The organism is Hydrotalea sp. GW822-HT8A01 (assembly GCF_058798575.1).
On sequence record NZ_CM179506.1, the window covers coordinates 2,073,439 to 2,092,766 of the forward strand.

General features: G+C 37.0%; 14 protein-coding genes. 7 read left to right on the forward strand and 7 right to left on the reverse strand.

Going from position 1 to position 19,328, the window contains the following annotated elements; all coding sequences use genetic code 11:
- Nucleotides 1–65: 65 nt before the first annotated feature.
- The 6 genes from lon to AC3QLY_RS09145 all read left to right on the forward strand — a co-directional run bounded on the left by lon (nt 66) and on the right by AC3QLY_RS09145 (nt 6,111).
- Nucleotides 66–2,465, forward strand: a complete 2,400-nt coding sequence (gene lon, locus AC3QLY_RS09120; RefSeq protein WP_218330607.1) for an endopeptidase La — start codon at nt 66–68, stop codon at nt 2,463–2,465.
- A 172-nt stretch (nt 2,466–2,637) separates the two neighbouring features.
- Complete coding sequence (locus AC3QLY_RS09125; protein WP_081298648.1) at nt 2,638–3,156, forward strand: RNA methyltransferase; 519 nt, start codon at nt 2,638–2,640, stop codon at nt 3,154–3,156.
- A 15-nt stretch (nt 3,157–3,171) separates the two neighbouring features.
- Nucleotides 3,172–4,095: a UbiA-like polyprenyltransferase gene (locus tag AC3QLY_RS09130; protein ID WP_492989692.1), complete on the forward strand. Its 924-nt coding sequence runs from the start codon at nt 3,172–3,174 to the stop codon at nt 4,093–4,095.
- 10 nt (nt 4,096–4,105) lie between these two features.
- Nucleotides 4,106–4,522 carry a Holliday junction resolvase RuvX gene (ruvX, locus tag AC3QLY_RS09135; RefSeq protein ID WP_074419229.1) on the forward strand — a complete coding sequence of 139 codons (417 nt, stop codon included), beginning with the start codon at nt 4,106–4,108 and terminating at the stop codon, nt 4,520–4,522.
- Between the two features lie 57 nt (nt 4,523–4,579).
- Entirely contained in the window at nt 4,580–5,155 is a 576-nt protein-coding gene (gene def, locus AC3QLY_RS09140) for a peptide deformylase (protein ID WP_074419225.1), read from the forward strand.
- Nucleotides 5,152–6,111, forward strand: coding sequence for a hypothetical protein (locus AC3QLY_RS09145; RefSeq protein WP_074419224.1), 960 nt, complete (start codon nt 5,152–5,154; stop codon nt 6,109–6,111). The genes def and AC3QLY_RS09145 overlap by 4 nt, the downstream gene beginning before the upstream one ends.
- A 26-nt stretch (nt 6,112–6,137) precedes the next feature.
- Here AC3QLY_RS09145 and AC3QLY_RS09150 read toward each other — a convergent pair whose 3' ends face one another.
- From AC3QLY_RS09150 to AC3QLY_RS09170, 5 genes are all read right to left on the reverse strand, one after another.
- On the reverse strand, nt 6,138–7,121 hold the full coding sequence (locus AC3QLY_RS09150; protein ID WP_074419223.1) for a hypothetical protein: 984 nt from the start codon (nt 7,119–7,121) through the stop codon (nt 6,138–6,140).
- A gap of 26 nt (nt 7,122–7,147) precedes the next feature.
- Nucleotides 7,148–8,587, reverse strand: coding sequence for an outer membrane beta-barrel protein (locus tag AC3QLY_RS09155; protein ID WP_074419222.1), 1,440 nt, complete (start codon nt 8,585–8,587; stop codon nt 7,148–7,150).
- Nucleotides 8,587–9,123 (reverse strand): RNA polymerase sigma factor, encoded by a 537-nt coding sequence (locus AC3QLY_RS09160; RefSeq protein ID WP_068247319.1) that lies wholly within the window; start codon nt 9,121–9,123, stop codon nt 8,587–8,589. The genes AC3QLY_RS09155 and AC3QLY_RS09160 overlap by 1 nt, the downstream gene beginning before the upstream one ends.
- Nucleotides 9,124–9,296: 173 nt before the next feature.
- Entirely contained in the window at nt 9,297–10,406 is a 1,110-nt protein-coding gene (locus tag AC3QLY_RS09165; RefSeq protein WP_074419221.1) for a carboxylate-amine ligase, read from the reverse strand.
- 41 nt (nt 10,407–10,447) lie between these two features.
- Nucleotides 10,448–11,401 carry an ATP-grasp domain-containing protein gene (locus AC3QLY_RS09170; protein ID WP_074419220.1) on the reverse strand — a complete coding sequence of 318 codons (954 nt, stop codon included), beginning with the start codon at nt 11,399–11,401 and terminating at the stop codon, nt 10,448–10,450.
- A 267-nt stretch (nt 11,402–11,668) separates the two neighbouring features.
- On the opposite strand from AC3QLY_RS09170, the gene AC3QLY_RS09175 reads away from it, so the two are divergent.
- Entirely contained in the window at nt 11,669–12,484 is an 816-nt protein-coding gene (locus tag AC3QLY_RS09175; RefSeq protein WP_074419219.1) for an alpha/beta hydrolase, read from the forward strand.
- 73 nt (nt 12,485–12,557) lie between these two features.
- Here the strand turns inward: AC3QLY_RS09175 and AC3QLY_RS09180 are convergent, their stop codons facing one another.
- On the reverse strand, nt 12,558–15,839 hold the full coding sequence (locus AC3QLY_RS09180; RefSeq protein WP_074419218.1) for a TonB-dependent receptor: 3,282 nt from the start codon (nt 15,837–15,839) through the stop codon (nt 12,558–12,560).
- A 168-nt stretch (nt 15,840–16,007) separates the two neighbouring features.
- Nucleotides 16,008–19,277 (reverse strand): TonB-dependent receptor, encoded by a 3,270-nt coding sequence (locus AC3QLY_RS09185; RefSeq protein WP_074419217.1) that lies wholly within the window; start codon nt 19,275–19,277, stop codon nt 16,008–16,010.
- Between the last annotated feature and the right edge of the window lie 51 nt (nt 19,278–19,328).

The following is a 19,328-nucleotide window of genomic DNA, read 5'->3' on the forward strand; positions in this document are numbered from 1 at the left end:
CAATAAATAAATCATTTTTATTGGTTGTAAGTGACAAAATGACTTTTTACCATAGATTGTAGTGTATGAACAAAAACAAATTTCTTTTTTCAGCAGAAGACGAGAATGATTTTATGCCCATCATTGCCATTAATGAACGGGAAGGTGAAGAAGAAAAAATTGTAATTCCCGATACTTTACCCTTGTTACCCTTACGAAACACAGTATTATTTCCGGGGGTGGTATTGCCCATAACAGTAGGGCGGGATAAAAGCATAAAGGCAGTAAATGAAGCTTATAAAAACGATAAGCTGATTGGCGTATTGGCACAAAACGATACCGAAGTAGAAGATCCTGCGGTAAAAGATTTGTGTAAAATTGGTACAGTTGCAAAAATTTTGAAACTGATTAAAATGCCCGATGGTGGGACAACCATCATTATTCAGGGTAAAAAAAGGTTTGAATTAATGCAAGTAATAGCCGAAGAACCATTTTTTAAAGCCCAAATACAATTATTAGAAGATCAACCGGTTTTAAATGACCCGGATTTTGATGCATACATCAGTACTATTAAAGATCTGGCAACAGAAATTATTCAGTTGTCTCCCAATTTACCTACCGAGGCTTCTATCATTTTAAAAAATATAGAAAATCCTTCCTTTCTCATCAATTTTGTAAGCAGCAATTTAAATACTTCTATTACAGAAAAGCAGGAATTGTTATCCCTTGAAAACATCAAAATAAGGGCAGAGAAATTAACCGGTATTTTACACAAAGAATTGCAGTTTGCAGAACTGAAAAATAAGGTTACCACAAAAACCAGAACAGAACTGGATAAACAACAACGTGATTATTTTTTACAGCAACAACTTAAAAGCATTAAAGAGGAGTTAGGCGGCGATCCCAATGAAAGAGAAATTGCTGAAATGAAAAAGAAAGCTGAAGCCAAAAAATGGCCTGAAGCTGCCAAAGCCATGTTTAAATCTGGTATTGAGAAATTAGAAAGAATGCATCCCAGTACACCCGATTATTCTGTGGTGTACAATCATTTAGATTTATTGCTTGATTTACCATGGAGAGAATATACCGATGATAATTACGATTTAAAAAATGCCAAAAAAATTTTAGATGCCGACCATTATGGCATGCAAAAAATAAAAAACCGAATTCTGGAGTATTTGGCCGTGCTCAAATTAAAAGGCGATATGAAGAGCCCGATTCTTTGTTTTATTGGCCCTCCCGGAATTGGTAAAACATCTTTAGGTAAAAGTATAGCCCATGCAGTAGGCAGAAAATATGTGCGTGTAAGTTTAGGTGGTCTGCACGATGAAAGTGAAATACGAGGGCACCGGAAAACCTATATTGGTGCTATGCCAGGGAGAATTATTCAGAATATCAGAAAAATCAAAACATCTAATCCTGTAATGATTTTAGATGAAATTGATAAAATTGGTAACGATTTTCGCGGCGACCCATCCTCTGCATTGTTAGAGGTATTGGATCCCGAACAAAACAACAGTTTCTATGACAACTATTTAGAATTGGAATATGATTTAAGCAAGGTATTGTTCATTGCTACTGCCAACGATATTCAAAACATACAACCCGCACTTCGCGACAGGTTGGAAATAATTGATTTAAGTGGATATGCCATTGAAGAAAAAGTTGAAATTGCCAAACGACACCTCATTCCAAAACAAATGGAAGCGCATGGGTTAGCAAAAGTAAATCTGAAATTCAGTGATAAGATTTTAGAAAAAATTATTGAAAACTATACACGTGAAAGTGGCGTAAGAGAATTAGACCGTCAATTAGCCTCCGTTATGCGCTATGAAGCCAAGGAACTGGCTACAAAAAATAAAATTAAACTATCGGTTTCATTAGCAGATATTGAAAAAATATTAGGTCCGCAGCGCTATAATAATGAAATATACAAAATGGCGAATATGCCCGGTGTAGCAGTAGGTTTAGCCTGGACTTATGTAGGCGGCGATATTTTATTTATTGAAACAGTACTGAGTGAAGGAAAAGGAGAATTGAAGCTTACCGGCAATCTGGGTAATGTGATGAAAGAAAGTGCCACCACAGCCTACACTTATTTACAGGCCAACGCCAAAAAACTTGGGATTGAAATGAGTGCCTTTACTACCCATAATGTGCATGTACATGTACCTGAAGGCGCAACACCAAAAGATGGGCCAAGTGCCGGTATTACCATGCTTACATCGTTAGCCTCAGCATTTACCGGCCGAAAGGTAAAACCTTATTTAGCTATGACAGGTGAAATAACTTTGCGTGGCCAGGTATTACCAGTAGGAGGTATTAAAGAAAAAGTACTGGCAGCAAAAAGAGCCGGTCTTAAAGAAATTATTATGTGTTGGCAGAATGAAAAAGATGTACAGGAAATAGATAGCAATTTTATAACCGGTGTGCAGTTTCATTATGTTAAAACCATGCAACAAGTGCTTGATTTGGCATTGGTATAAAATATGTAGCCAGCCGCATGAACAAAACAACCATTAATTATGTTGTTTATTGTATTTTTTCATGTTGGTTGTTTTAAGGGTTAAGTTCCTTCATATTTATGGGGGAACTTTTTAATTGCTCATCTTTTCAAAGCATACATACTATGTACATTTGCATATGCAAAAATTAAGTATGGATGCATTGGGCCGCAAGTCGGTTCAGGAATTTAAAGCATCTGCTAAACACCCATTGATTGTTGTTTTAGATAATATTCGCAGTATGCACAACGTGGGCAGTATTTTTAGAACCTGCGATGCGTTTTTAATGGAAGGAATTTGTATTTGCGGTTATACTCCTCAACCACCGCATCGGGATATCCATAAAACAGCTTTGGGAGCTACGGAAACGGTAGACTGGATGTATGTGCCAACTGCCTCCGCCGCAGTTCATTCATTGAAAAGTTTAGGCTATTCCGTTTGGGGTGTAGAACAGGCTAAAGGAAGTATATCATTACAGCAGTTTGCAATAACTTCAAACACCCAAATTGCTATTGTACTGGGAAATGAAGTAGAAGGGGTGAGTGAAGATGCATTAAGTTTGTGCGATGGATGTATTGAAATTCCACAATGGGGAACCAAACATTCACTGAATGTATCTGTTGCAGCCGGTATTGTTTTATGGGAGCTGGTGAAGAAAATCCAATCATTTTAAAAGAAAATAAAATTTATGCATAAGGTAAAAAAATATTTAAGTCTCGTAAAGTTTTCTCATACCATTTTTGCCATGCCTTTTGCATTCATTGGTTTTTTTCTTGGTGTAATACACCGGAAAACATCTAATATGTTTCAAGAAGTTGGCAATAATAAAACAATTATACAACACAGCAATTTTAGTAATCAGTATGTATTGGAAAAATTTTTATTGGTAATAATATGTATGGTTACTGCCCGAAATGCTGCAATGGCATTTAACAGATATTTAGACCGGCATTTCGATGCACGCAACCCACGTACCGCCATTCGCGAAATTCCCAAAGGCATTATTTCTCCTGAAAGTGCGCTAAGATTTGTTTTGCTGAATTGCCTTTTGTTTATGGGTACAACTTATTTCATCAATAAAATTTGTTTTTATTTGGCACCGGTAGCGCTTTTTGTAGTATTATTTTACAGTTATACCAAACGGTTTACTGCATTATGCCATTTAGTGCTGGGTTTAGGGCTTTCATTGGCACCAATTGGGGCTTATCTGGCAGTAACCGGAACCTTTAACCTGCTACCTGTTTTATTTTCATTTGCAGTAATATTTTGGGTAAGTGGCTTTGATGTAATTTATGCCTTACAGGATATAGAATTCGATCAATCGCAGGATTTATACTCCATTCCTGCTGTATTTGGAAAAGCTGCCGCACTACGTATTTCCTCGTTTTTACATTTTTTAAGTGCTGCTTGTGTAATATTGGCCGGTTATTATGGTCATTTTCACTGGTTGTATTGGATAGGAATTTTGCTTTTTACAGGTATGTTGCTTTACCAGCATTCCATTGTTAAACCCAATGATTTAAGCAGGGTAAATATTGCATTTATGACTGCCAATGGTATTGCCAGTGTGGTGTTTAGTGTTTTTGTAATTGCCGATTTATTTATTTTTTAAAAATGAAATTGTGGCCAGAATTATTTGTATTGATTATGGAGGAAAAAGAACCGGCATTGCTGTTACCGATCCATTGCAAATCATTGCTACGCCTTTAACCACCATTCCTACACAAACATTATTTTCTTTTTTAAAAGAATATATAGCCAAAGAACCAGTAGAGCTGATTTTAATTGGAGAACCTTATAATTTAGACCAAACAGCTACCCATGCAACCCCATTGGTGTTAAAAGCAATCGAACAGCTAAAAAAATATTTTCCGCAAATACCCGTAAAAACTGTAGATGAGCAATACACTTCTAAAATGGCATCGAGAGCCATGGTAGAAATGGGCATGAAGAAAAAACAAAGAAGAATCAAAGAAAATATAGATCAGATTGCTGCCACCATTATGTTACAAACTTACCTGCAGGAAAGGGCTATGTAGCCACATTCAATTATCTTTGCAGTTGTATTTAAATTTATAATTTCTCCCTTTTTGTATATGATTTTACCAATAGTTGCATACGGCAATCCTGTATTAAGAAAACCGGCAGCAGAAATAACATCTGATTATGACGGATTGTATACATTGATTGAAGATATGTGGGAAACCATGTATGCCAGTAATGGCGTAGGGTTAGCTGCACCTCAAATCAATAAACCCATCCGCTTGTTTGTAATGGATAGTGCTCAAATTTTCGCTAACCGCGAAGAAGAAGATGAAACCTATCCGGATGAACCGGGTATAAAAAAAGTATTTATCAATACCAGATTAGTGGAATTAAATGGAGAAGAATGGGTGTATAATGAAGGATGTTTGAGTATTCCTAAAATACGGGAAGATATTCAACGCCCTGAATTAGTTACAATAGAATATGTGGATGAACATTTTGTACCACACCGAGAAACATTTACCGGCTTAACCGCCAGAATTATTCAGCATGAATACGACCATATTGATGGTAAATTATTCATTGATTATTTAAAACCTCTCAAGAAAAAATTACTGCAAGGCAAGTTGAATGATATTAGTAAAGGCAAGGTGAAAGTGGATTACAAAATGCTTTTTGTTAAATGAAATATGTACAAATATTGGTACTAATCTGCTGTAGCATTTCATCTGTATACGCTCAGGATACCACTTTGCATCCATCAAAGGCAGATACTACGGTGGGCTTTGGAAAATCGGGTCTGTTTACTTTACCCGAAGTAATGGTGCGAACCAACTTTAACTACGAAAAATTACTGCAACAAATTAAAGAAGATACCAGTTTTTATAAGGCTTTTCGCAACTTACGGATTTTGGGTTATTCTGCTTACAACGATATACAAATGAAGGATAAAACGGGTAACACTATTGCATCATTATATAGTAAAATCAGACAAAATTATGTAAATGGTTGCCGCACCATGGATGTACTGGAAGAAAAAACAACCGGTGATTTCTACAATAAAAAACATCAGTATAACTACCTAACCCCCGAATTATATGCAGCTTTATTTTTTACGAAAGGCACCATTTGCGGCGAAAATAATATTGTAAAGGGTCATGAAATTTCTACATCTGCTAAAAGTGGTATAGATAAGCATAAAGAACAATTAAAAATGTTATTTTTTAATCCCGGTAAAAAAATTGCCGGTATACCTTTTATAGGTAATAAGTTAGATCTATACGATGAGAAAGCGCACAAATTATACGATTACCGATTAGATATTCAGGAATATCATCATCAATTATGTTATGTATTTACCATTACTCCAAAAGAAGATTTAACAGCATCGCAAAGAGATGATGTAGTGGTTGATGAAATGGTTACCTGGTTTAATACCAATACATTAGAAGTGCAGGGCAGAAGGTATATTTTAAGTTATAAAGCCGGTGTATACGATTTTGATGTAAGCATGGAAGTAGAAATGACACATTATAAAAATTTTTTAGTACCCGCTGTTTTAAGATATAAAGGTAATTGGGATGTGATATTTAAGAAACGTGAACGTGCAGTATTTACAGCTACTTTATTCGATTTTAAGTAGCACTTCCAAAAATAAATGCTTACCCTTTATAAACTGTTTAAAAATACATTTAAACTTTGAACACTAATTTTTTTAGGGTATAATTTTTGCAAACCTGCACTGAGCCCAAATAATGTATTTGTACCCAGATAAAAACTATTGTTAATCAATGAAATGCTAACAATGGTAATATTGGCATTTGTAGGAAGATTAGTGGTATAAAAGCCTTTTTCAATTGCCGATGGTGTTAACCGAATAACAGACTTTACATTATTAAAAACTGCAAAAGCTATTGTGTTTTTATTATTAAAATTAAGCGGTAATACTACATTCAAATTGGTAGTAGCCTGTGTGGTATCCATTAAATAATTGGCACCCATCCATTGCAAGTGCGGCGATTGTAAACGATAGCCGGTTTTGTGCATTCCATTTACCAAAGTATCCCAACGTGTAACAGAACCATTATTGTCCTGTTGCCAATTCACTTCATATTGGCCGCCTGTGTTGGATGATCCCGAATAAAATTGCATGGCGTTGTTTACATTATCATCCATCCATTGTATGGTAATAGGTTTAGCAGGTGCAATCGCAATGGGCTGATTGTTTGAAGTGAAACTCACATAAAAATCTGCCGCACAAACCAGTGGATATTGATTAAAAGTAGTGGAAATCAGATATCTGATAAAATCACCCCGTTCTTTTAAGGTAATTAGCCTCAAGTAAACAGGATCTGTTACAGGATTGGCTGTATTGCTCACATACGCACTGGTATAAGCAGGAATTTTTAGTTGTATATCATTATTCAGCCAAAAAGCTGTATCATGGGTGGGATTAAATGTAGTATAGTAAGCCATCGGTAAGCCTAATTGCACTTGCAATGAATCAATAAGGTCATTGCTAATAGGCTCATTGGTCCAGGTTGTGTCATTAAACGACATGCCCTGATAAGGCGTAAATTCATCAGAAAAATCTTTCTTACAACTTGTAATGGTTGCGAAAATGATGAATATATAAAAAAATACTTTTTTCATGGTTACTGAATAAGATATGGAATGGGTTATAAATGCTGCCTTCGGCCATTTAACTTTATGCGGGTGCCAATGTTTAAACCGGCGGCACCAAAACGTTGGTTCACGCCGTAAAGACTATTTGTACCAAAAAGATTATACCTGAAATAAGGCTCTGCAAATACATCAACCAGATCCGAGAGCCTTCTGTAAATACTAACACTTCCATAAATGCTGGTGGTAAGTGAATGCTGATACACCCCATTGTTTGATTTACTATTGATGGCAACTACCTGTAAACTGGTATCTAAAGTTTCGCCCATGTACCAGGAGGAAAGATCAAAAATGAGTCCGCCATTAACTGCCATACGCCAGTTATCATCGGTCCGGCCAAATTCATAACCCAGCATTACCGGGATTTCTAAGTTTTTATAATGATTGAGACTTCTGATAACTCTATAACCAATTTGAGTAACAGAAGAAGTATCCATAATAGTTGTTGAATTGCCTTGTGGTGTTGTAATGGTGCGCCGTACAATTACTGTAGTTGTTTGCGTTTCGTTTTCTTTTCGCTGGCTAAATAATTCATTCATCTGGCTGTATTGCAAGCCTAATTTCAGATAAGTGTGTTCTCCAATGGTTTTACTAAATCTGGCACCAAACGTAAAGCCGCCTTTCATGCGTTCGCTACTGTCTTTTTTCTGCAGGTAATTGGCACTGGCGCCACTGGTTAATACTGATTTCATGGTATAATCCGGCGCACCATATAATTCAATATACCAGTCGTTTCGCTGGCTGCCATTGGCATTAGGGCAGGCATCCAAACCTAAAATGCGGCGTAAATTAAGCGGTGGTAAATGCAGGGAACCAGTATTATATAATAAATTATTTTTTAATGAAATAAAAGCATTTACCTGATTATAAGAGAAGTTATTTGCTGCATCTTGATTATTATCTGAGTAGCCGGGTAAATTGCGATTGAATGTGGGGGAGAAGGTTTGGCCTGATAATGCGTTATGGCTGGTGGTACTTTGAGGGCGCAATAACTGCTTGTTTGGTAAATAGCTATTTTTAGATAGATATGAATTGGATGTATTGTTTTGATGCTGGGGAAGTTTGGAAGTACTTTTGTTCAGGTTGTTTGAACTTTGCAAACTATCAGTTAAAACAGCTCCATTTAATTGCTGATTTTCAGGAGAATTGTGTGTGTGAACATTAGATTGACCAGGGGTAGAAACTATTGTTTGTTGAAGCGTAGATTTTTGATCAATAGAAGAAGCATTTTTATTAAAAAAATAAAAAGCAAGACTACCGGCCAATATCAGGAAAAGTGCTGCTATGGCAAGTATAGTTTTGTGCTGATTTATCCAAAAGCCTTTGGGCTTTTTATTGGTATCAGCCATTATTTTCTCCCATAGATCGGGTGGAACGGGAGCGGAGTAATTTTTCAGTTTGTTTCTGATAAAATCATCCATTAATTGATCATTCATTACACAGCAATTTTTTGTAATTGTATAATTTGTTCCTGTAAAATTTTTCTGGCTTTTACTAATTGGCTTCTACTGGTACTGGCTTTAATATTCAGCATTTTAGCTATTTCTTCATGGCTATATCCTTCTATCACATTCAGGTTAAATACAATTTTATAACCTGTTGGTAATTGTTGAATCAGCTGCAGCAGCACTTCTTCACCCAACTGGCTATAAGCCATTGCAGGAATAGTAGCTGCTGAATCATGATGCTCACTTACTTCGGTAAACTGTAATTTTTTTTTCTGAATATATTTTAAAGCCACATTCACTGTTATTCTTCGCATCCAGCCCTCAAATGATCCTTCAAATTTAAATTGGTTGATGTAGTTAAAGATTCTTACAAATGCATCCTGCAAAATATCTTCCGCTTCCATGGCATCATTGGCATAACGCAAACAAACAGCCATTAATTTACCGGCATATTGCTCATAGAGCATACGCTGGCAATTTGCCTGTTGCTTTATACAACCTTTAATTAATTCAAACTCTGTCAACGGGGGCAGGTTTATATATGTTAACAATCATCAGATGCCCAACAACATAGCAATGCTGCCCAAGTATCTGATATTTTCATAAAATTACCTAATTGCAGTTAAAATGAATGAAATATAGACTTTTAAATACACCGGATTGTTTAAAGTACGACGAAAGTTGCAGGTAATAAAGGTTAACGTAAAAGGAATTGGGATTGAATAAAATCGACCACTGTTTGCAAACTATTGGTAGTTTGGTATACCTGAAGTTGTTTATCGGCGCCGGTACCTTCCTGTAAAATTGTATGAATGTATTGCAAAGCCTCACGTGCATCTAATGCATCCACTACATCATCTACAAAATCGAGTAATTCTATAATCAGTTGTCGGGTAGGTACTTCGGTTTCTTTACCAAAATCAATCAGCATACTGTCAATCCCATACCTGCTTGCCCGCCATTTATTTTCATTCAATAATGCACGTTGGTATGAAATGAAGTTGAGGTTTTGGGTACGTAACAAATACAATTTAGCACAAATTGTCTGAAATAATGCAGCTATGGCAATGGTTTCCTTTATTTTTAATGGCACATCGCAAATGCGAAACTCAACCGTGTTGAAAAAGGGATGCACTCTTACATCCCACCATATTTTCTTTGCATTATCGATGCAATTGGTTTTAATCAACAGATTAACATAAGCTTCGTAGGCTTCAATGCTTTGAAAATGATCGGGTATTCCGGTTCGGGGAAATTTATCAAAAACTTTAGAGCGGAATGATTTATAGCCGGTATACCTGCCCTCCCAAAAAGGCGAGTTGGTGCTTAAAGCGTACACGTGGGGTAAAAAATAACGGGCACTATTTGCAATATGTATGGCCATTTTTCTATCTTCAACACCTACATGTACATGCAGCCCAAAAATTAAATTGCTACGGGCTGCTTCCTGCAATTCATTTACAATTTGATGATAACGGTCGTGATCGGTAATTAACTGGCTGTTCCAGTGGCTGAAGGGATGGGTACCTGCTGCACCTATTCCCAAACCCATACTATTTGCAATAGCAGCAATATTGCCGCGCAGTGAAGCTACATCTTCCAAAGCTTCTGCTGCATTTTTGCAAATGTCGGTTCCCACTTCTACCACGGCCTGGTGCATTTCTGCTTTTACTTTATCTTTCAATAGCTTTTGCCCTTCCTGAACAATTTTTTGTTCATGGCTTTTCAACTCTCTGGTAACAGGGTCTATTACCATGTATTCTTCTTCAATACCTAATGTAAATTGATGAAAGTTAAGAGATGGCATAAGGTGCATTTAAATCATTAAAAATTACCCGGTTAATGCTGTTAAAATAGTTTTGTTTTGGTAGTGCTTCTTTTCAAATATTCACCCCAGGTTAAATTGTCTTTTCCGTTTTCTTGTATTTGTGCACGCTCAATGGCAAAGTTGGCAGCTGTTTCAACTACCCATTCAAAATTTTCTTCACCCACACTTTGTTTATCTGCATCCGGTGCCGGATTACAAAAATCAATAGCAAAGGGTACACCGCTACGAAGTGCCAATTCTACCGTGTTAAAATCATACCCCAAATATTGATTAATACGGAGTACTATTTCAGTCATTTCCTGCAGTTTTTCTGCCGATGGTTTAAAATGGGCATCATAGCGTAAATGGTGTGGGTTGCGTGGTTCATAAGGCATAATACGCACATGTTTTCCGCCTATACAATAACAACGGTAGTATTCTTCAAACACAATTTCTTCCTGCAATAGCATTACCAAATGCCCTGTGGTATTATATTTTTCAAAAAATTCTGCTTTGTTTTCTAATTTAAAAACATGCTTCCAACCTCCGCCGGCAAATGGTTTCATATAGGCAGGAAATCCTACATAACTAAAAATATGGTCCCAGTCTAACGGATAGGCCAAATTAGAAAACGAGGCATCTGTCGTATCATCTGGCAATTCCTTAGAGGGTAGAATAACTGTTTTAGGAACGGGGACATTTATTTTTGTAGCCAGACAATTATTAAAAAATTTTTCATCGGCACTCCACCAAAACGGATTATTAATAACTGCAGTACCACATAACGCAGCGTTTTTTAGAAAGGCGCGATAAAATGGTACATCCTGACTAATTCTATCAATTATAACACTATAACCTGCATCTTCGCCCTGTATTACTTTGCTTATATGAACCGGTTCGGCAATTATATTGGGAATTTGTTTGCTATTAATGCGTTGAATAATGGCTTCGGGAAAGCTTCTTTCTTTTCCAAACAATATACCTATTTTTTTCATAATGTAAAATTTGAAAAATTATTTGATTAAAAATACTTGTATAAAATATATTAGTGATGGAGTTAACGATGGTACCATTAAAATAAGTAAATTTTTGAATACAGTAACAACATTGTTTCGCTTTTATTTTTTTTGGATGGGGGTATGCTAAAATTATTCCTGGTTTAATGATTCAACAAATTATATTTTATTTGATATTCAACTTGAAAACGAACCAATTTAAAGGAAATTTGGGAAGGCAGATTTAGATACACTATTTTTGAAGATATGCCAACCGAAACCATTCAACACGCCACCGAAGTAATTGTAGAACAAAGCACCTTATTTTCTCAATATTTGGAAAGAGAGGTGATAGTGGATAGTTACATGCCACCTCAATTTCATACGTTGAAAGAAGTGAGCTTGTTATTGGTGAATGATGGGCAGGATTTAATTAAAATGCCATTACAGGAGCAATTGAACCTACTGTATATTCAAAATAAATTGATGCCTGTTTTGTGTATAGGTATTTATTGTGGGGAAGAACGCAAACGCGAATATGGTACTGCCTATAGTGCCGATTATTTAGGCAGGGGCGATAAAGCCGGTTTATACCATAAATTTATTTTTGATGAATTACTGCCGTTTCTTCGAAAAAAATACCATGCACCATCTTTTAAAGAAAAAGCATTTGCTGGATTTTCATTGGGTGGGTTAAGTGCATTGGATATTGTATGGAACCATGCTTTAGAATTTGCTAAAGTGGGTGTTTTTAGCGGTAGTTTATGGTGGCGTAGAAAATCATACGACAATGGTTATGATGATGAAACCGATCGACTGATGCATTTGCAGGTAAGAAATGGGGCTTTTTTCCCATGGCTTCAGTTTTTTTTGCAATGCGGCACTTTAGATGAAACGGCAGACCGGAATAATAACGGTGTAATTGATAGTATTGATGATACACTTGATTTAATTATTGCATTGAAAGCAAAAGGCTATACCGATGCACATATAAAATATTTAATCATTGAAGATGGAAAGCATGATGTGGCAACCTGGGCTACTGCCTTGATTGAATTTTTAGAATGGGGTTGGGGTAAATAATGTCAAATTATTTTCATAAAAAAACCTGTCAGCTTTTTACTAACAGGTTTTTATTTGTGTTGGATTGGGTCGCTTAGTTAAATAAATAACGTACACCAATTTGCCCTTGCCAGCGAGAGAAGATGCCGGTATTGTCCTGAAAACTGTTTACATAAGGAATTTGATTTTTAGGATCCTGATACAGGAAGGAGAACATTGGTTTGCCTGCATTAACGCCAGATTGTGCAATGCCTTCAAATTTCAGGAATGAAGTATTATTAAATGTTTTAACAATACCCCAGTTCGGATTTAAGAAGTTACCTAAGTTAATCAGGTCAAAAGTTAAACGAATGGTATGTTTGTTTTTACCTGATTTCACATAAAAATCTTGTGTAACGTTTAAGTCAACATGTTTGTACCAGGGTAATACAATGGCATTTCTTTCAGCATATTGGCCTCTGTGTTTGCTCATGTAGGGGTCTTGCTGAATAAAGTTATTCAGTTGGTTCCAGATAATATCAGGTGTACGTGTATCGGTAATGGTACCACCGCCTGTATTTACAGGAACCAGTACAATATCGGATTGTGTTTTAGGAATATAAATTAAAGAACTGTTACCTCCGGTACCACCGTTCACTAAATCGCCCTGATAAGTATAAGAACCTACACCTGCAGTAGCCGCTTCAAACACCAAACCTACTGAAGTGGCATAATGTTTACCATATTCAAAACGGTATTGGGCATAACCAATAACACGGTGTGGTTGGTAATAACCTGCGTAGCCTAATTCATCAGAGTTTAAGTCGCCGTGTGTTGGCCGATCCCTCCACATACTTTGTGCAATAGAACCGCCATCATTTACATTTTTAGCCTGGCTATAAGTGTAAGCTATACTGGTGGTTAAGTTTTTTACTGAGCGTTGAAACTGTGCGGTGGCGGTATAAGCATAGCCTTTATTGGTATTGGCCATTAAGATTGCACTGCTAATGTTCGGATTGGTTACGGAAGCACCACCGGCGCCAGACCAAATTTTGGTAGAAGAATAACGTAAGCGATTATCAGATCCTACCAAAGGTGTGCCTGTTGAAGGTAAGTTAACGTTTTGGAAATACACTGCATTCACATCTTTTGAGAAGGTATATTCAAATGTAGCTACAATATTTCCGGGCAATTTTTGGTCAACTGCTGCACTTAACTTCATTACCTGAGGGTATTTAAACTTAGGATCTGTAAATACTAAGTTGTAGGAAGTATTGGGCGAAGTTGCTGAAGGTCTGTATGCATTAATATCGGGGTTAAATACCCAGGGTTTACCTGTGGAAGGATTGGTTTTAGCTTGGAAGAAAGACCCAAACAATACACCATTGTTGCTGGCCTGATTGCTAATCCATACAAATGGTGGGGGTCCTGTAAATAAACCGATACCACCACGAACCTGTGTTTTGTGGTCATGAAATACATCCCAGTTAACACCTAATCTTGGAGAAACCAACAAATTATTGTCCGGTTTATGACCTACATCGTAAGTTTTACCATCTCTAAATACCAATTGAGAGGCATAAGGATTTGCAGTGAAGCTATTGGTGAAGATGGGTAAATCTAATCTTAAACCATAAGTAATGGTTAAATTATCTTTTGCACGCCATTTATCTTGTGCAAAGAAACCCAATTCATTTGAACCTACCTGCGCAAATGGGAAAGAACCATCTTTAGTCAGCGCATATGATAAAGTATAATTGGCTGCAGTAGGAGCACCATTCATTGCACTATTATAAAAATCAGTTAAAGTATTAAATTGGTAGGCTCCGGCATAGTTGGGCGAAAAACCATTTTTAAAGCGCTTGATATAATTTTGTGTTCCCAAGGTAATTTCATGGTTGCCTTTATAAACAGTTACTATGTCTGAAAATTGGAATACATTGGTATTTAAAACGTTATTGTAAGTAAACGGCTCATAACCGAAAGCAGTATAGCTTTGGCCTAAACCATTCAGGATATCTACCAATGGGAAGTTGGCACCGGAAAGGCTTGATCTGAAATCTCTTAAAGCGGTATAACCTACTTGTAATTTGTTAGATACTCGATTGCTGAAACGGGTATTTAATTCACCAATAACAATGTTGAAGTTGTTGTTAATTCTATAACCACTGCCACTAAAAGGTAAACCGGTATTACTGGGTTGGCGGTTACCATTTGGCGCACCACTGTTACTGGCTGAAATATCGCGATATGATTTGAGGTAATTGTATTTTAGGGTAAATGTACTGTTTTTACCTACGTTCCAGTCTAAACGGGCAGTCAATTTATCACTATAGGTATTATAGTTATAGTTCTGATAATTGCCTGGATTGTAATTGTATTTTTGAATCAGAAAATTTTTTAAAGCATCTAAAGTATCTGCTACTGCTTGCGAAACCACACCCGGTACAGGCGCTTGTCCCGGCTTGGCAGCAACAAAAGTGGTAGCAGGTTGGCTAATTCTTTCCTGTTCAGCACTAACAAAAATGAACAATTTATTTTCTATAATGGGGGCACCAATGGATGCACCACGTAAATTATAGGTATAACTGGGTCGGGGTACTGTATTGGTTCTAACATTATAACCCTGTAATCCGGGGGTTCTAATGTAGGTATAAACTGAACCTTTTACCTGATTGGTACCGCTGCGGGTAACGGTGTTAACACCGGCTCCTGCAAAGCCACCCTGACGAACGTCGTAGGGAGAAATGTTTACTTGAATTTGTTCTATTGCATCTAAGCTAATAGGTTGCGAATTGGTTTGACCACCTAAAACTGATGAAAGACCAAAAGCATTATTGAAATTGGCACCATCTACTGTAATGTTGTTGTAAGAACTATTCATGCCACCAAAGCTTAAACCGTTGGCAGAAGGTGTTAAACGGGTAAAATCCTGTAAACTTCTGTTGATGGTGGGTAAGCGTTCAATTTGGCTGCGGCTAATAATTTCCTGGCTGCCGGTATGGCCGGTATTAAATACTTTATCTTGCCTTATACCTTTTACTTCTACCGCATTTAGCTGATTACTGGTTTCAGTTAAAGAAAAGTCAGCTTTAAATTCCTGGCCTAACACCAAAAAAACATTGTCTTGTTGCTCTGTTCTGTAACCCAAAAAAGTAACGGTAATTTGGTAGGGACCTCCCACTTTCATATTGGCCAAATTATAGCGGCCATCTTTACGTGTTGTGGTTACATATTTGGTACCGGTAGGCTGATGAATGGCTGTAACAACAGCACCTGCTACCGGATTTTTGCCATCGGTTACCCTTCCCTGAACATCGGAAGTGGTTTCCTGGGCCATTACATAATTGATTGCTCCGATAAACAGAGCTACCATAAGTAGTAGTTTTTTTAGCATGTGATTTGATTTTTTAATTTCAGGTGCAAATTTGATGGTTAAGTTTTAACACAACCTTATACTAATGTTACCGTTTTATTAACAAAGCGCAAATATTCCGTTAAAAAGCAGAAGCCCCGAAATATTCGGAGCTTCTTTATTAAAATTTAATTTGTATTAAGCTGAAATTTAGAAAAAGTATTTCAAACCTAACTGCATACCCCAGGTACTTAATGTACTTAATGAGTTTTGCCATGGCTTGGTTATCAATTGCCCATTTAAGGTTTGCATATTAAAAGTGGGTCTTCCCTGACTATCTAATCCTCTAAAAATTAAAGGCTGTGTAGTGGTGGTAATTTGGCGTACTCCCCACATTTTATTAATCAGGTTGCCGGCATTTAAAATGTCTACAGAAAGTTGTAAAGTGTGTTTCCTATCACCCACTTTAGCGTAGAAATCCTGCAAAATTCTCACGTCAAATGTGCTTAACCAAGGTAAGTAAGCAGCATTTCTTTCTGCATCTTTTCCTTTGTTATTGTTTAAATAAGGCGTGTTTTGTATAAATTGCTGGAAAGCTGCAGCCTGTTGAGCCGGTGTGAAAGAACTTCCAGATTGTACAAATATAACCTGAGGTGGATCTTTAGGAATATACATCAAATCAATACCACTTAACCCATCATTATTAATATCGCCACCATATACATAGCTATAATTGTTTTGTTTGGCTAATTGACCGAAAATACTTACAGTAGTAGCTAAGTGATTTAAGTATTCCCATCTGTATGAAAGCGTACCAATAAAACGATGGGGTGTAACATAAGATGATGTGGCCAATTGTAATGTATTAGGCGTTCCAGTTGTTGCATTGCTGTTCCATACAGAAGTTGCCTGAGCACCCGGGTTGGCGGTAACTTCTGAAGCAAAGCTGGCAGTGTAAGCAAATGAGCCATAAAAACCTTTTGCTGCTGATTTCTGAATTTGGAAGGTAGCAGAACCACTGGAACCCATACTGGTATTTTCTAACACAATAGCCGTATTGATATTGCTATAAACGTTTCTGGCCGCTGGAGATGAAAATCTGCCTCTGTAATCAATACCATTAATAGTTCCATCCGGATTTTTTAAATTTGCATTACGCATTACTACTGCATTCACATCTTTTGTATACAAAAACTCAGTAGTAATTAACCAGCCCTTCCCAATTTTTTTGTCGAAGGCTAAATTAGAGCGCCATACCTGCGGGAATTTAAAATTAGGATCAATCAAAACAATATTGGCATTATTGGGTAATGTACCGGGTGTTGGATTAAATTTGCTGGCATACGCATCAGGGTTAGGATTGAATAAAAAATTCTGCAACTGTGCAGCATTATTCACTGCCTGACCAGACTGATACATGAAGCTATTAGAGGGCATGTTGGTTAAGAATACAAAGGGTATTCTTCCGGTAAACAATCCGGTACCACCGCGAAATACAATATTCTCTTCATCAATTTTATAACGGAAACCTACTCTGGGTGAGAAGTACAAGGTGCTTTTGGGCCATTTTCCTGTGCTATAATGGGTTGGATTACCATTTTTATCAGGGAAAGTTAAAGCCGTAATATTTGGATTTTCTAATGGTTGTTGCGGATAAACAGGTTTATCGATCCTTAAACCATAAGTAATCTTTAATTTATCATTCACGTTAAACTCGTCCTGTGCATATAAACCCAACTGACCAATTTTTAAATCGGCAGAATAAACGGCCGGTGTGCCCGGTACCAAAGAGAAGTTATAAGAGAAAAATGCAGGTGCCCGGTTATTCATGAAATCGCTTAAAGAATTAAAAGCATAATAACTGGAAGAACCCGGCATAAACATATTGCCTACACGTTGATATTCATAAGTAGCACCAAAGGTTAATGTGTGTTTACCGGCATAATAGGTAAAGTTATCCGTAGCATTGTATATATCGTTAATTACGTCATTATTCCTGGTAAAAGGATCCGTTCCTGCAGACATATAGTTTTGCCCGTTATTGTTAAAAATATCAATAGTAGGGAAAGCTTGTCCGCCGGGAATGGTTCTGGTATCCTGTATTTTAGTAATGGTAGCAATAAACTGATTAGAGAAGCGGCTGTTGAAGTTAGAGTTCAATTCAAATGCACCTGATTTTACCAAATGCTTAAACCCATAGTTTGAATTACTGAATGCCATTGATCGTAAACTAAACCTGTTATTGGGTAAACGGCTGATTTGTCCACTTCCTCCTACCACTGAGAATGGTGCAGCGTTTGGGATACTAGTGCCATTCAGCGGGTTCATGTCTGTACCAATCAACTCATTGTATTTTACACTGAGTTTGTGCACTTTGTTAATATTCCAGTCTACCTTAATTAATAATTTATGGTTGGCAGTAACAAAATTCGGAAAATTATCATACGCACCCGGGTCGTAATTGTATTGCGATTTTAAATAATCAGCAAATTTCTTTAAAGAATCGATGGGTGTTTGTGATATATTTCCAATACCACTACCGCCTGTTGGAGAAAAAGTAATACCAGGTGAAGTATTTTCTTCATGCTCATAGTTGGCAAAGAAGAACAATTTATTTTTAATAATTGGACCACCCAAGGTAAAACCATAGATTTTTTTAGTAGAAGGAGCCGGGTCTGTTAAGGTTACAGAACCTACTTTTTTACCATTGTAATCCTGATTTCTGTACAAACCATAAGCTGAACCATGGAAGGTATTGGTACCACTTTTGGTAACTGCAAAAATACCGGCACCTGTAAAGCCTGATTGGCGAACATCAAATGGGGCAATGTTTACTGAAACTTCTTCAATGGCATCTAATGAAATAGGCTGACTACCACCACCCGGTAAAGGGTCAGAACTTAAACCAAAATTATTATTCAGGTTGGCACCGTCAATTACCACATTGTTATAACGGCCGTCTCTTCCAGCAAAGCTGGTACCGTTGGCTTGTGGTGTAATACGTGTAAAGTCGGTAATGCTTCTGCCAATGGTAGGCAGGGTAGATAATTGCCGTTGAGAAATTTGTGTGGAAGCTCCCGTGCGGTCCGTGTTAATTCTACGGGCTTGAGATGTTACCACCACTTCACTTAAATTGTTCGATATATCCTGCATTGAAACGTTGGCAATGTAAGGTTCACCCAAATTCAGGTAAAAGTCCTCCACAGTTTCAGGCCTTAATCCTACATATTTAAATTCAATTTTGTAGGGGCCGCCAATTCTTACGTTCGGTAAAGTGTATTCACCGCTTTTGCGGGATACGGTACTGTAAACAGTTCCAGAAGGAATGTGGGTTGCAGTAATGGAAACACCTTCTAAAGGTTTCCCGTCTGACATTTTTACAAAACCTTTAATGCTACTGGTGGTTACCTGGGCAATCAAGGTTGCCGGCAAGCACAATAACAGCAATACAAAGGCTCGCAGTAGTTTTTTACTAAGCATAATGTTAATTTTTTCTGAGGCAAATAAAGTGAATTATTTACGTTGAACCAC